Origin of the sequence: Pseudoalteromonas sp. 0303, assembly GCF_013349995.1 — a bacterium.
GTDB lineage: Bacteria > Pseudomonadota > Gammaproteobacteria > Enterobacterales > Alteromonadaceae > Pseudoalteromonas.
The window spans coordinates 455,478-471,523 of the sequence record NZ_JABVXF010000001.1; the positions used below are offsets into that span (position 1 = coordinate 455,478).

Here is a 16,046-nt window from a genome sequence, read left to right on the forward strand (position 1 = left end):
AAACAGCCTTTTCGATGAAATCATTTTAAGCTTTTCAGCTATTTGGTCATCTATTCACAAAATATAGATATAAATGGCCATTACTGGCCATATTGGAGCACAATTATTCACATTATTTTTTCTGGTCAGTCCAGAGGAAGCTACCAATTGCAGGTAAAAGTAGTACTGCACCCAACATGTTAACCAAAAACATGAAGGTCAGAAGAATACCCATATCCACTTGGAACTTCAGATCAGAGAAAATCCATGTGCTAACACCAATGGCTAAGGTAATACCTGTGAACAGCACTGCACTACCACGCTCTGCTAATGCATTACGATAAGCCACTTCCAGTGCCACACCTTGTTTTAGCTGCCCCATCATTGATGAAAGTATGTAAATCCCGTAATCGACACCAATACCAACACCTAAAGCGATAACTGGTAATGTCGACACTGTTAAACCTATTTCAAGTTGTACCATCAACGCTTGCGCTAAGGTTGATACGATGTACAGAGGTAATACAACCGCGACCGTTGCCTTAACACTTCTAAAGCTAATTAAGCATAGCAGGATTACTGCGCCGTAAACGTAAAGCATCATAGGTAGCTGTGCAGCCGATACCGATTCGTTCGTTGCAGCCATTACACCGACAGGGCCTGACGCTAGCTTAAACTTTAATTCAGCGGTTTCTTCAGCCTTAGCAAACTCTTTAACTTTAGCTACCACATGGTCAATTGTTTCTGCTTTGTGGTCATTTAAGAAAATAATCACAGGCATTACAGAGCAGTTTCCATCGAGTAAACCTGAGCTTGTTTCAACCCGTGAAGTAGCTTGCACTAAACTTGCCGTATTGCGCGGCAAGCTTTGCCATTTTAAGTTACCTTCGTTGAAGCCGGCGTTCACAGATTGCGCAACTGAGCTTAAGCTCACAGCCGATTGTACTCCTGCAACGTTTTCCATCTGCCATTGGAAACGACTAATACGCTCCATAACATCATGCTCAGTACACGCAGCAGGATACGCTTCTACAATCACTTTTAGGATATCTGATGAAATGGTGTATTTATCAGAAATCAAAAAGGTGTCTTGGTTATAGCGGGCATCTTGGTGCAAAGATGGCGCACCAGCATGTAAGTCACCAATACGCATTTTGTCAGCTTGCCAGTAACCCACTGCAAATAACACAGCCGTAAAGACGATAATAAAACCAGCTGTTTTACGATCTGTCGCTTTTACTAATAGCTCGCGTAACTTGTCTAGTAGATTTGGTTTGTCTGTGTGAGTACCTGCTTGAATATGCACAGAGCCTTCAAAACGCATGTACGATGCCCATACAGGTAATAAAATTAAGTTGGTGAAAATAATTACCGCTACACCTAAACTCGCTGTGATAGCAAGCTCACGAATAATACCAATATCAATGGTGAGTAAAGTTAAGAAACCAATTGTGTCTGATAGCAGTGCAATACCACCAGGGATCAGAAGTGCTCTAAAGCTTGCCTGACAACAAACCCGAGTTGAACTACCCGTAGACACTTTTTTGCCAATGTCATTGATCATTTGCACGCCATGGCTTACACCAATCGCAAACACTAAAAACGGCACTAAAATTGACATAGGGTCTAAACCAAAGCCTAAGCTTGAAAGCAAGCCTAACTGCCAAACAACAGCAATGATTGAACAGGCAATTGGTAAAATAGTCAGTTTTAATGAATGGCAGAACAGCCAAACCATTACGAATGTGAAAGCAATAGCAATAGCAAAGAATAGCAGTACGCCCTTAGCGCCCTCTGCTACATCCCCTGCCATTTTCGCAAAACCAATAATATGAATACTGACCTTGTCAGTACTTAGCGGGTCACGAACTTGTGTTTCTAGCTTTTCTGCAAAGGCTAAAGTATCTAGTTTTTCTTGCGTTTGTGGATCAGTTTCGAGTAGCTGGGCTGTCACCATCGCACATGAGTAGTCACTGGCAATCATACGGCCAACGACTTTTGCTTTTTCGATGTTTTCTTTTACAACCGCAAGACCACGTTTATCAGCGGTAAAGTTTGCTGGAATAATTGGACCGCCAGCAAAACCATCTTCAACCACTTCAACAAAACGCGCACTCGGTGCGAAGATTGAATTAACTAACGGACGATTTACACCAGGAATAAAGTAAAGCTGATCATGAACTGCTTTAAGTTGGGTGAAAAATTCCTCATTAAAAATATCACCATCTGCATCACAGACAGAAATCAAAATGCTGTTTGCTCCACCAAACTGTTTTTCATGTTTGGTGTAAACTTTCATGTAGTCATGATTAAGCGGAATATTTTTATTAAACGACGCGTCTAATTGAATTTGTGTTGCTTTGAATAATAAGAAACAAGTGATCAAAGCAAAGGAAATAATTGCGAATAAGCGATGACGAAACACCGCTCTTTCTAACATATCTAAAAAACCACGCATTACGGATTCAACTCCTTCACTTTAATGCCATTTTCTGAAGCCATAACTAGTTTGTCTTGAAACACAACACCATCAAGTAACGATTTACCATCGGCCATTTGTTGTTCTGATAATTGGCCATTCTCAATTTGGAAAATCACCCCGCTGTTGGCAAATAATAACCACTGGTTGTTGTATTTAATCGCGCTATTCACGGTTGCATAATTGTCGTGTGGTATTTGTTGCCACTGTTCACTGCCAGCTTGGCGAGTGAAAATGTTGCCTCGAAGGCCTGCAACTAGATCTTCACCACCTTGATCTGAAGTTGACGCAAACGTAAAGAAAGAGCCCATATAAATCTCTTCAAGACGCTGCCATGTTTGACCATTGTCGAAACTTTGTGCCATTAAACCCATTTCACCGGCTAGAAATAGACTCTTCTCGGTTTTAACGATGCGATTAAAATGCGGCAGTATTGAAGCTGTTTCAATTTCATAGCCTTCTGGGTCACTGTCTTTTAAATCATTGAGGTATTCACGGTCTTCTTCAAATAACAAGCTATCTAAAAAACGCTTCTGCCAAGTTTGGCCACCATCGTTAGTTTCAAAAAACATTCCGTATGCACCAACTGCATAGCCCTGTTTGTCTGTTGTAAATAAAATGTCTAAACATGGCTTATCCATGTTTGGTAAAGATTGCTGTAACTGCCAGGTTTTTCCTGCATCTACAGTATTAATGATGGTTGCATCATGACCACATGCCCAGCCTAAATCGTTATTATAAAAATCAACGGCTGTTAGCAGCACTTGAGTAGGCACACTGGCTTGTTGCCAAGTTTGAGCGTCTGTACTTGTGATAACCACACCGTGTTTGCCAACTGCAATGAGATTTGGGCCAGCTAGTTCAATGTCGGTGAGAAGAGTTTTGTTTGCGTTAACAGCGCTAATCGCTTGTTGCGGCATAGGCATGTCTTGAGCAAAACATGAAGCACTATAAGCAAGACAGGCATAAAGCAAATACTTCATAAAGATAAATCGCCTTCGAAAAAATAAAAAAGAGAAGTCAAAAAAGCCACTGAGAAATCTATTGCGTGTACTGATGACTTACGCGAATTGCAAAAGGCACCTGGGGTCAGGTGCCTTAATTTGATTAACGACCTTCGCGGCGTAATGCGCTTGAAGTAAACTCGTTATCGTTGAATGATTGTGAGAAATCATACATTTTTTCTTGGTTGTCTAAACCAATTGCTAAATAACGACGAGAGTTAAGGTCATGGTAAACTTCTAATGTACTCCAATGAGTTGGTACTTCATAGTAGTTAAGACCATGCGCCATCGCTACACGATACATTTGATCACGGTTATCATAGATATCCGTTACATGTACTTGCCAGCTATCTTCATCAATATAGAAAACACGTTTTTTATAGATATGACGCGTGCCCTCTTTCAGGTTCGCTTCAACTACCCAAACACGGTGTTTTTCATAACGAACATGTTCAGGATTGATATGACCTGCTTGCAGAATATCATCGTAGCTTAGTTTGTCACTGTGAAGCTTATAGCTGTTATAAGGAATATAAAGCTCTTGCTTACCTTTTAATGTCCAGTTGTAACGATTTGGAGAACCGTTGAACATATCAAAGTCATCAGTCGTACGTAAGCTATCAGCTGCTGTTCCCGGTGCATCATAGGCAACATTAGGTGCACGACGAACACGACGCTGACCTGAGTTGTATGTCCATGCTTGGCGTGGCGTTAAGATTTGGTCCATTGTTTCATGAACTAATAACGCAGTGCCGGCAAGACGCGCTGGCTCAGTTACTTTTTGCTTAAACTTAAACAAGATATTAGATTCTTGTAGCTTTTCAGGCGTTGCTTCAGGTGATGAATACTCAACTAACAGTTGCTCATCAAAACCTACATAGTTATATGAACCAGATGCTGTTGGTGCTGCTTGACCACCAGAACGCTCAATTGATAAACCACGGAAACGTAATAAGTGGTTCCAAATAGCTTCTAAGCCATCTTTAGGGATTGGGAACGGAACACCCACAGCAGTGTTTTTAATACCGTTACCGCCTTCTACTAACTCAGCTGTCGTTGCATACTTTTTAGTTGCATCATATACAAACTGAGGATAAGACGCGCTACGACGTGTTGGATAGATGTTCATCTTAAACGTATCAGGATAAGTATTGAATAATTCAATTTGACCTGGGCTTAAGAAATCTTTGTACTCAGCTACATTCGATTTATCAATCGTGAATAAGATTTTATCATCAGCATAAGGATCAGGATGATGCATTCCCGGTTTATAACCAGCAGGTGGTGTTGTGATACCACCATCCCAAGCTGGGATAGAACCGTCTTTGTTCGCAGCTTTTTCTGCGCCAATAGGTGTTAAATCTTTACCTAAACGTGCCGCTTCATCAGCGGTAATTTTTGCAAGTACACTTGAGCTTGCGAAAACGCCACAAAATGCTGCAGCAATGAGGGTAGGTTTTCTAATAATCATAATTTACCCTTAGATTGAATATTTAATATTGAAAGATACATAATCGCGGTCAGAGAAAGTATTCGTTGCGCCACCACCCCAGAATGAGTTGTAGCTAAAGTCGAACGACCACGCATTTTGATAGTTGAAGTTCATGGTTACACCGAGCGATTTACGGTCTTCAACAAATAAGAACATTGGATCAGGTGTAATACCATTCACATCGTGAGAGAACACAAAACGTGGTGAGAAGTTAACACCACTGAAGAAGTTATAATAATCACCTTTCGCAATTAAACGATAACCCCATGCAGAAGCCGTTGGGAACGGGTTCGTTTCAGGACCATTAGAAAGACCTAAGTGCAGTGTTGAATAGTCATCACTTAATGGGCCTTGCATAATACCGCTTCGACCAGTACCAGCAACATTTAAACGAAGCTCATCGTAATCTGGCATATCGTTAATGCGTACACCACCAATTTCACCAACTACCGCCCAGCTATCAGCTCCAAGTGAAGGGCCAAATAGGTGTGTTGCTGTAAATTGTAATTGTGCAGTGTTACGTAGGATAAATCCTTGTGCTACTTCACCAGGGCCTACAACGCTAGTAGCATCGCCTGGGCTCATTTGTGAAATACCAGCAAAGTCAGGACGAATACCTGCAACTGCTAATTGCTCTGGCATACCCGCATATAACAGCTCTACGTCATCAATTTGCAGAGGCTCATCTTGGCGAAATGCAAATTCACCAGCAAGTGCCGTTTCGCCTACTGATGTATTGAAGCTAAGACCGTACAGTTTAATATCTTCTGGGTATTGTAACTGGCCTTTAGTGAATGCTTGCAGACTAGTTACATTATCTTCTGTGATATCTGTTGTTAATAACATACCGATATCAGCAGCGATTGCCGCATCAGTGAAGTTTGATACCTGACCAGAAATTACCGGACGACGGCTATGATAGTTAATGTGGTATAACGCCACTTCAGTGTCGTTTAATTCAGGTAAGTACATACCTAAACGTAAACCATACTGGCCACCATCGTCTGGCTCGTTTTTACCTGCACCACCTTTGCCTTTTAACGCCACTTTGGTTGGGTAAGCTAGGTACATTTGCGCCATCATTGCTTGGCCTTGTGCAGATGTAGGATCAACGCCTTGAGAGCGAACAATGTCATCTAAATTATTTAAGCTTTCAGTTAAGGATGCTAAATCGATATCCGGGTTAGACGTGAAGCCCAATTGGATATTTTGCTGATAACCATTTTCTGACGCGAAATCGTTCGTCGAGAAGTATGTACCAGCCGCTGGAAGACGTGTTTCATGCCATTCATATTGGTAGAAACCTTCTAGCGTTAAGTTATCTGTGATGCCTAGTGATGCCCAAAGCATACCAACAGGTATGAAAGCTTCTTTAAGCTCTGCACCAGGGGCTTTTAAACGATCGATATCAACTGGGTTAACGTTAATACCATGAGAAATCAAGGTACTCTCACCCCAGTTCACAACTTGTTGGCCTAAACGAATAGACAGCGGGTTACGACCTTCATTTAAATCAAAGTTTGCCCATACATAAGCGTCTAGTAAACGTAAATCAGCACACACTTGTTCTTTTGTGTCGTCATCATCACATGGGTCTACTTTGTTACCTGATGTTGGGTTGCTATAAGCGTAATCACCATCCATCAAGGCAAAGTCGTAAAAGTACATAAAGCGAGTGAAGAAACCAAAGTTATCTTTGCTGATTGATAACTCATGGTTACCTTTTAATAGTTTTGAGAATGAATCACCACTATCAAAATTAAGATTACCTGCATCACCATTATTAGAGTATGCACCTGGTTGGTTCCATACATCAGCAGAAGAATAAATTGGATTTAAAGCAGGATGATAACCCGTCCAGTCAAATGATGGATTATTACTCTTACCTATATGTTTAAAATCTCGGTCTTCAACACGAATGCTTTGGCCATAAGAGAAGTTAGAGTCAAAACGTATATCGAAGTCACCTAACTCAAAGTTTGCCGCATGCAAAGATGTGCTTGAGAGTCCGAGTGTAGCCGCCGCGAGTCCCAAAGCTATTTTGTTTTTAACAAAAAGCGATCGTTTTATCATTGTGTTCATCCCCCTGTAACGGGTTGTTTTGTGATCAAATTGTTGTTTTTAGTATCTTTCTAACGATAGAAGCGAAATAGTAAAATTACAATATAGAACGCGTTCAATCGGTTAATATTTATTTAAAAATGTGACGTTTACGTATTGGTAAGACGTCATACCAGATATTTTATACACGTAAATTAACAATAGAACAAATCGAATTAACAAAAATATAATAAATTTAGTAAAATGGGGACAGTGAAATTTAGCATTTTGGACGACAAATATTACAAAAAAAGCAGCTAATGCTGCTTTTTTAACTAATTTTCTCGAGTTTTAAAAACTTATTTTCAGCCGTTAATGTCAACCTAAAGCGCCTTCTTATTCCTAGTGAAGAAATAAAAGGACGCAAATGGTGAGCGTCAAAGCGAACTGTCTTGCCACCATCCTCTGTAACTTGCACAGATTTATATTTACCATGATAGTAATCAAGACACTCTGAGTAACTCAGATACAAGGCAAAATAGTACTCTGTCATTAACTTTCGAGTGCTTTCTCTACTTTTTCAAACAGATCATCACTAAGACCGTCTAAATCAGCTAAACGTTGAAGTTGTGCTTTCATTGCCGCAGAACGATTTTCATCATAGCGTTTCCATGACATAAATGGCGTTAGCATGCGTGATGCATTTTGCGGATTAATATCGTTAAGCTTCACTAATAAGTCACCTAATAGCTGATACCCTTTACCATCCGCACGGTGGAACTGAGTGATATTAAAGTAACTAAAGCTACCAACCAAAGCACGCACACGGTTAGGATTACCAAAGTCAAAACTTGGGTGATCATAGAGCGCTTTAATATCGCTGATACTCGTTGCTGAATCTTTCATCGCTTGCAGTGCAAACCATTTATCCATAACGAGCACATCATGACGCCATTTAGCATCAAACTCTGTTAAAAGCGTATCACATAGTGAGTGATTTGCTTTTACAACAGCACTTAATGCAGCAAGTGCATTGGTCATATTATTACTGTGGGCAGACTCTTCGATAAGGCCATTAACATCGCTGTGATTTGTTTTCGCTAAATAGTGTAAACAAAGTTGCTTAAGAGCACGCACTGCAACGGCTGTAGCAGATGTTGAACCATCATCTTCAAGCGCGTTATAACAATTAACCAATGATTCTGTTAGGAAGTTGGCAATTTGCGATTCAAATGCATTTTGAACAGCAATAATGTCATCAACAGGGATGACAGCATATTCAGCTGCAAGAGTATCGTAGCTAGGTAGTTTTAACAGCTCAGCAATCAGTGCGAGGTCACCTTCACGATTATCAACTAATAGCTTTAATGCCGACAAGATATCATCCGATAAGCAAGCTTCACCACTGGCAATCGCTGCTTTCATTTCATTAGTAAATAAGCGCTGCTGGGCATCCCAACGTGAAAAGTCACTGCGAGCAAAACGCATAATATGTAACAGATCAGCGGCAGATGTATTTTGATTAACGATGCATGGCGCAGAGAAATCTTCTAGTAGCACTGCGACTGGGCGCTGTTTAATGCCCTCAAAAACAAACTGCTGTGTTTTTTCTGTGACATTCAATACCGAATCTTGTGGCTGATTATCAATCACAAGAGGTAGCGACTGCCCTTCACTATCTAAAAGTTCAATAGCAAAAGGAATATGTAGTAAAGCATTGTTAGGCTGATTATCAGGTGCAAACTGATCGATGCTTAATGTGAAAGTTTGGTTTTGTTCATCATACGTTTGCTCAACGTTGAGCTTAGGTGTACCCGCTTGACTATACCAGCGCTTAAATTGCGTTAAATCAATGCCAGACGCATCACTCATGGCAGCGACAAAATCATCACAAGTAACTGCTTGTCCGTCATGGCGCTCGAAATACAATGCCATACCTTGCTGGAACTTTTCTTCTCCCAGTAAAGTGTGCATCATACGAATAACTTCAGCCCCTTTGTCATACACAGTCACTGTATAAAAGTTATTCATTTCAATGACTTTTTCAGGGCGAATTGGGTGAGCCATCGGCCCTGCATCTTCACTAAATTGGTGAGTACGCATGACTTTAACCGCATCAATACGATTAAGTGCACGTGAGCCTAAATCACTACTAAACTCTTGATCACGGAAAACTGTTAAGCCTTCTTTTAACGACAGTTGGAACCAGTCACGGCAAGTCACACGGTTGCCGGTCCAGTTATGGAAGTACTCATGACCTACAATTGATTCAATCGTATGATAATCTTTGTCTGTAGCTGTTTCTTGATTCGCCAGAATACATTTAGAGTTAAAGATATTCAGGCCTTTATTTTCCATTGCGCCCATGTTGAAGAAATCAACGGCAACAATCATGTAAATATCTAAATCGTATTCAAGGTTAAAGCGCTCTTCATCCCATTGCATTGATTTCTTTAAAGAAGTCATGGCATGAGGCGTTTTTGATAAATTACCTTTATCAACAAACAAGGCTAATTCAACTTTTCGTCCAGACTGCGTCGTGTAATGGTCACGTAATACGTCAAAATCACCGGCGACTAATGCAAATAAGTAGCTAGGCTTTTTAAATGGGTCTTGCCATTTTACAAAATGACGACCGTCATCTAAGTTACCTGATTCAATTTGGTTACCATTAGACAGCAAGTGAGTGTACTTTTTGTCGGCAATAATGGTTACATCAAAGCTAGCAAGCACGTCTGGGCGGTCAAGGTAATAGGTAATCTTTCTAAAACCTTCTGCCTCACATTGCGTACAGTAAGCACCACCCGACAAGTACAAACCTTCTAACGAGGTATTCGTTTGCGGGTCAATATGGTTTTCAATTTTCAGAATAAAGCTTTCAGGTAAGTTATGAATGATCAGCTTTTCATCTTCAAGCGTGTAATCATCATACGCTTTGTCATCAACCTTTACTGAGATAAGTGTTAAATCAACACCATCTAGCGCAAGATCAGCATTGCTTTCATCGGTACGATTGATTGTCATTGTTGACTGCACTGATGTTTTTAAAGGGGCTAATTCGAAGCGTAAATCGATGTGTTGGATTGAGAATTGTGGGGCTTGGTAATCTTTTAAATATTGAGCTTGAGGTTTACTCGTAGCAGACATTACTGACTCCAAATGGCCCTGCTTAGCAGGGCCTAAATAGTTTATTCGGCGTTAGCTTCTTGTTTAAGATGTTTTGGGGTAATACGTAAAATTTTAATACCAAAATAGGCATAAACAACCGCTAAGAATGGATTAATTAAATTAAAGAACGCGTACATCGCATAGTCAAATGGATTGATTAGTAAAACACTTTGCATATAGGCACCACAGGTATTCCAAGGAATAAGTGGGCTAGTAATTGTGCCACCATCTTCTAATGTGCGAGATAAGTTGACCGGCTTTAAACCGCGTTTTTCATATTCGTCTTTAAACATACGTCCAGGAACAACAATCGCGATATATTGGTCAGCTGCAACCGCATTGGTACCAATACACGTTGCAATCGTTGCAGTGATTAGAGAACCCGTGCTTTTAGCAATCTTTAAGATGCTCTTAACGAACATATCAAGTAAGCCAGTTTTTTCCATGATAGCGCCAAACATCAAGGCCGTCATAATCAGCCAAGTGGTTGTTAGCATGCCAGCCATGCCACCACCGCTCAATAATGAATCCATTTTTTCATCACCAGTGTCAATGCTGAAACCATCAAAGAACGTTGTCCAAACTAATTTAAAGTAACCAATTGCTTGGCCTTGTGATGCATCAATTTGGGTATTTATTAAATCTGATTGAAATAACATAGCCCAAATTGCACCTAACACCGCACCAATCGAAATAGCAGGGAAAGCTGGCATCTTACGAATTGCTAAAAACAGCAACACCACCAGTGGTACTAGCATTTCAAAACCAATGTTAAAGTTTTGCTCTAATAAATTAACGATTTCATCAATACGTCCAGCTTCAGCTGAACCACCGGCATTAAAGCCCATAAAAATAAAAATAATTAACGCAATAATGAAGCTTGGCACTGTAGTCCAAAGCATATGATGGATATGCTCAAATAAATCAGCCCCTGCCACTGCCGGCGCTAAATTCGTTGTTTCAGAAAGCGGGCTTAATTTATCACCAAAGTAGGCACCAGAAATGACCGCACCTGCCGTGACGACTTGCTCTAAACCAAGACCAGTTGCAACACCTAATAACGCCACACCGATAGTCGCAGCTGTAGTCCAAGAGCTACCAATACTCATAGCCACAATGCCACAAATCAAACAGCTAGCGGCATAGAACCAGCTAGGATTGATAATTTGTAAGCCATAGTAAATTAGAGTGGGTACAGTTCCTGACAACAGCCAAGTACCGATTAAGGCACCCACCATTAACAGTATAATGATTGCTCCAAGGGATAAGGTGATCCCCTCAATCATGGCTTGTTCTAGTTTCTTCCAGGTGTAACCATTTTTTAAGCCAATTAATGCCGCGGTAAATGTAGCGAATAATAAAGCGATTTGGTTAGGACCCGATGATGAGTTATCACCGAATAAATAAACAGCAGCGCCTAGTAGGCACACGAGCACAGTAATTGGGATTAAGGCATCTAAAAAACTGCCCTGTTTAATTGGCTTCTCTTCAATTGAATTCAAAAGATAGTCTCCTACACGTCTTATGTGGCGTGTTTAATTATTATTGTAAAGCTTTGACGCAAAACTTCAGTGCCTTATGCAGGCAGATTTTGTGATTATACCAATCTAACCTGTTTTAGGTAGCAAAAAAGGCGCTTAAGCGCCTTTTTATTAATCGATATTGCTAATTAATTGCTAATTATTTCTTAGCGATACGACCATATTTTATATAATCTTGGGTGATTAATGCCGCTTCTTCTAAGAAAGGGTCTAGCTCGTCAAGGCTATCAGGTAAATCATCAAGCTTCTCTACTGGCTTTTCACCAAGGCGAACAAGTCGTTCATTAGCACGTTCTAATGCGCGTTCTTCACCTTCGTCTTTCTCTTTTAGACGGGTCGCTTCAACCAATGAGATAGTCTTACGGTCTTTCTCTTCTTGATAGCGCTCAATGTCAGCAAACACATAACCAAATTCAGGCTCATCTGCAATACGCGCATCATGAAGCTTATTAACGTAAGCAATCGCTGGTTTTAAGTTATCAACAGAGTTGTACTTAGCACGTATGATGCTATCCCAAGGTAGCGCGTTGTCTTGTTGACTCTCGCCCCACTCTGATGGCTCAATTGCCGATGGGAACGATACATCTGGGATCACGCCTTTGTGTTGTGTGCTTCCGCCATTAATTCGGTAGAATTTTGCAATGGTGTACTGCACGCTACCTAATGGATGGTCATATAAGTCATAAGCACGGCCAAGTGGTTTGTGCTGCTGTACAGTACCCTTGCCAAAGGTTTGCTCACCAATCACAATAGCACGGCCGTAATCTTGCATCGCTGCTGCAAAAATCTCTGAGGCAGATGCACTGTAGCGATCAACCAACACAGTAAGTGGGCCATCATAAAAAGTGACGCCGTCACGGTCTTTTTGCTCTTCAATACGATTATTTAGCGTATGAATTTGTACTACAGGACCTTGATCGATAAATAAGCCAGAAAGCTGCGTCGCTTCGTAAAGTGAACCGCCGCCGTTTTGACGTAAGTCGATGATGATACCGTCTACTTTGGCTTCTTTTAATTTTGCAATTTCAACTTTAACGTCTTGTGATAGGTTGTTATAGAAACCTGGGATTTCAATCACACCAATTTTGCTGGTTAAGTCTGAATATTTTGCTTCAAATACTTCAGATTTTGCAGCGCGGTCTTCTAAGCGAATTTTATCACGCGTAATTTCAACCACTTTTGGTGTGCCGTGAGCATCTGCCCCTTTTAGATATTGCAGGCGAACTTTTGTCCCTTTCGGGCCTTTAATCAAATCAACGACGTCATCTAAACGCCAGCCAATCACATCAACAAATTCTTCACCTTCTTGGGCAACACCAATAATGCGGTCATCTGCTTTAATTTGTTCAGACTTATCAGCCGGGCCGCCAGGTACTAAGCTACGGATTACCGTGTAATCTTCATCATAGCTAAGTACCGCACCAATACCTTCTAATTCAAGATCCATGTCCATCTTGAATTGCTCAGCGCGACGAGGTGATAAATAAGACGTATGCGCTTCAATGCTTCGTGCGAATGAGTTCATCACGATTTGGAAAGCATCTTCACTGTTCGTTTGTACTAAACGCTTTTGCGCATTGTGGTAACGTTTGGTCAAGACTTCTTTAATGCCTTGCCAATCTTTACCAGTCATTTTTAATCGTAAAGCATCGTATTTAACGCGCTGACGCCAAAGTTCATCAAGCTCAGCTTGGCTTGTTGCCCAATTAGCGTCTTCGCGGTCAAACAGATACTCATCTTCTTTATCGAACTTCATTTCGTTTTCAAGTAACGATAAAGAATAGTCATAGCGTTCAAAACGACGTTTTAAACTTAAGTTAAAAATATCAAAGGCAAATCCCAATTTACCTGTCGACAATGCATTATCAAATTGGTCTTTATATTGCTCAAACGAGGCAATGTCAGAGGCTAAAAACACATTTTTATTGTAGTCGAGAGATTCAATGTAACGATCAAAAACCTTCTCAGATAATTCATCGTTAAATTTAATTGGTTTGTAGTGTGCACGAGTAAATAAGTTTGTCACCCGTTTGCTTGCCGTACTATGTTGGCTTTCTTGCTTGAGTACTGGCAGGTCTTTTTCAGTCAGATTGTCTGAAGATGCCAATAATGAACCTGAAAACAGGGCAGCGACTAACGGAATGAGCGTAAACTTTTTACTCATACACAACTCCTTTATTTTTTACAGCTATTAAATGATATACAGGCTGTCTGCTTTGGTCTTAACTTGCATCCCTGTTACTAACTCAACGTGAACTTCATCTTTATTCACTTCAGTAATAACCGCGTTTACAAGTGCTTGGCCAAGTTTAACTTTAACTTTGCTATTAACCTTGACCTCTGAGGCAGGTAAAGGTTCAACTTTTCCTGAACGTTTTGCAGGAGCAGCTTTAGCAGGCTTATTATTTACTCTAGCGCCTTTTTCGCCAGATTTAGCGTGGTGGCCACTATTCTTTTTGTAAGATTTTGTGTCACCGTCTTTACGTGGACGTTGTGGCTTCTTACGCTTCGCCATTTTAGCGCGGCTTTCTTCTAACGCTTTTTGTGCGTGCTCAATGTGCTCTTGTTCTACTTTTTCGTCTTGATTACCATCAAGATCGATACGGAACTCAGACTTAGTCACAGCTTCTAAATAGCGCCAGTTTGAGGTGTACTTTCTTAGTGCTTGACGAACCTGAGTCTTACTTACTTTCTCAGAACCTTCAATACGCTCAGCGATATCTTTAAAAATACCTACTTTAAGCGGCTGAATACCGTCTTTTTGTTTAAAACATTGTGGAAATTCTTGGTATAAGAAATCCAGTACTTCATTAATATCTTTTAGCTTGTTTGTGGTTTCCATGTTAGAACCTTTTATTACATCTTTTCATCAAGTGATGAATCGACATAGTGTGTTACCCAGTCGGTCAACTCTTCGAAGTCCGCTTCAATAAGCGCTAAATCACCACGAAGGTGTTCCCAAATACCATTTATAATTTCATCAATTGATTCACAGTCAAGGTCATCTGGTAGACGTTCCCATGCCATATGAATCAAGTCGTTGAGCCTTTCGGCAACAACTTCTTCTTCCCCTTCCCAATCACCAACATCTTGGATTGCAAAGAGGTAATCTTGCACATTTAGCAGATCTTTCATTTTAGATTTGCCTCAAAGCATTTTACCAATGCTTCTAAACCAGCTTGATCATCAGCATCGAATCGCGCAATGCTTGGGCTGTCGATATCAAGTACAGCAAATACTTTACCGTCTTTGAAAATCGGCACAACTACTTCTGAGTTAGATGCAGCATCACAGGCAATATGACCAGCAAATGCATGCACGTCTTCAATGAGTTGTGTTTGTTGTGTTTGCGCGGCAGTTCCACATACCCCTTTACCTTCTGGAATACGGATACATGCAGGATTACCTTGAAACGGCCCTAGCACTAATTCTTCAGGTGAATCCATTAAATAAAAGCCCGCCCAATTGATATCCTCTAAAGAGGTAAATAACAGCGCACTAATATTTGCCATGTTGGCAATAACATTTGATTCACCAGTGATTAGCGACTCAGTTTGTTTAACTAATGACTGGTAAAAATCTTGCTTTTGCATACCAAACTACTTCTTATTAAACATACAGTAGCTAAAGGTACTCTTTGTAGACGACAAATGAAACCTTTTAAGGGCAAAAAAAAACATTTTGCCCTCAATTTCAGTCAGCTTGATTAAATATTCTGCTATTGATGAGAAGATTGTGTTGTAAGGCCCTGTCTTAAACCAAATAAAAACAGTCCAGCTGCCAGAGCAGACATCACAGCATTGACTATAAAAGCCATACCTGTTGTAGCGCTAAGTAAGTAGCTGAAAATAGCGCCACCTAGTAAGCCAAGTGTCAGAACACCTGAATAATTAACCTTTGCATACTTATACATAAGTAAATAACCAGGTACCACAAACGCTGCCATAGTAAGACCTACAATGTGGGCATTGGCGATTGCGCTAACGAATAAGTTAAAGAAAATGTTTAAACCATTTCCTTCAAGTGTAAACGCATAATAAAGGCCTAAGATACAACCGATGATCACAGGCGATAATAAAGAAAGTCCTACACTCTTTGCTAAACGATGTTTCATAAATTCCCTAATGTCACAAAGATAATACGAGAAGTGTTAAGCATGGACTAACTAGTTAAAATGCGAAATATCGACAATAGTCGTAATTTGCAGAACAAATGTAAAAGCAAAAGAAACAAAAAAGCCGCTGAATAAATTCAGCGGCTTCAATGATGGTGGAGAGATAGGGATTTGAACCCTAGAGGGGCTACAAACCCCTGCCGGTTTTCAAGACCGGTGCATTCGACCA

12 protein-coding genes are annotated in these 16,046 nt (G+C 40.5%); all 12 read right to left on the minus strand.

The features are described 5' to 3' along the window. Positions 1–112: 112 nt before the first annotated feature. The 12 genes from HUS62_RS02090 to HUS62_RS02145 all read right to left on the minus strand — a co-directional run bounded on the left by HUS62_RS02090 (position 113) and on the right by HUS62_RS02145 (position 15,817). Positions 113–2,437: an RND family transporter gene (locus HUS62_RS02090; RefSeq protein ID WP_175078386.1), complete on the minus strand. Its 2,325-nt coding sequence runs from the start codon at positions 2,435–2,437 to the stop codon at positions 113–115. Further along, positions 2,437–3,441, minus strand: coding sequence for a YCF48-related protein (locus tag HUS62_RS02095; RefSeq protein ID WP_175078387.1), 1,005 nt, complete (start codon positions 3,439–3,441; stop codon positions 2,437–2,439). The genes HUS62_RS02090 and HUS62_RS02095 overlap by 1 nt, the downstream gene beginning before the upstream one ends. A gap of 124 nt (positions 3,442–3,565) precedes the next feature. Next, positions 3,566–4,930 (minus strand): DUF1329 domain-containing protein, encoded by a 1,365-nt coding sequence (locus HUS62_RS02100; protein WP_175078403.1) that lies wholly within the window; start codon positions 4,928–4,930, stop codon positions 3,566–3,568. A 12-nt stretch (positions 4,931–4,942) separates the two neighbouring features. Continuing rightward, a complete protein-coding gene (locus tag HUS62_RS02105; RefSeq protein ID WP_175078388.1) occupies positions 4,943–7,027 on the minus strand; it encodes a DUF1302 domain-containing protein in 2,085 nt (694 codons plus the stop codon). Positions 7,028–7,325: 298 nt separating this feature from the next. After that, a complete protein-coding gene (locus tag HUS62_RS02110) occupies positions 7,326–7,547 on the minus strand; it encodes a DUF2835 domain-containing protein (RefSeq protein ID WP_175078389.1) in 222 nt (73 codons plus the stop codon). Beyond that, entirely contained in the window at positions 7,547–10,141 is a 2,595-nt protein-coding gene (gene pepN, locus HUS62_RS02115) for an aminopeptidase N (protein ID WP_175078390.1), read from the minus strand. Before pepN ends, HUS62_RS02110 begins: the two co-directional genes overlap by 1 nt. A 41-nt stretch (positions 10,142–10,182) precedes the next feature. Next, on the minus strand, positions 10,183–11,664 hold the full coding sequence (gene nhaC / locus HUS62_RS02120) for a Na+/H+ antiporter NhaC (RefSeq protein ID WP_175078391.1): 1,482 nt from the start codon (positions 11,662–11,664) through the stop codon (positions 10,183–10,185). 178 nt (positions 11,665–11,842) lie between these two features. After that, the gene (gene prc, locus HUS62_RS02125; RefSeq protein WP_058585112.1) at positions 11,843–13,867 is read right to left on the minus strand and encodes a carboxy terminal-processing peptidase; all 2,025 of its coding nucleotides are present in this window, start codon (positions 13,865–13,867) and stop codon (positions 11,843–11,845) included. Between the two features lie 27 nt (positions 13,868–13,894). Further along, entirely contained in the window at positions 13,895–14,545 is a 651-nt protein-coding gene (proQ, locus tag HUS62_RS02130) for an RNA chaperone ProQ (protein WP_175078392.1), read from the minus strand. Positions 14,546–14,559: 14 nt separating this feature from the next. After that, on the minus strand, positions 14,560–14,838 hold the full coding sequence (locus HUS62_RS02135; RefSeq protein ID WP_054561593.1) for a hypothetical protein: 279 nt from the start codon (positions 14,836–14,838) through the stop codon (positions 14,560–14,562). Next, positions 14,835–15,296: a GAF domain-containing protein gene (locus HUS62_RS02140; protein WP_175078393.1), complete on the minus strand. Its 462-nt coding sequence runs from the start codon at positions 15,294–15,296 to the stop codon at positions 14,835–14,837. Before HUS62_RS02140 ends, HUS62_RS02135 begins: the two co-directional genes overlap by 4 nt. A 125-nt stretch (positions 15,297–15,421) precedes the next feature. Then, positions 15,422–15,817 carry a hypothetical protein gene (locus tag HUS62_RS02145; RefSeq protein ID WP_054561595.1) on the minus strand — a complete coding sequence of 132 codons (396 nt, stop codon included), beginning with the start codon at positions 15,815–15,817 and terminating at the stop codon, positions 15,422–15,424. Positions 15,818–16,046: the final 229 nt, after the last annotated feature.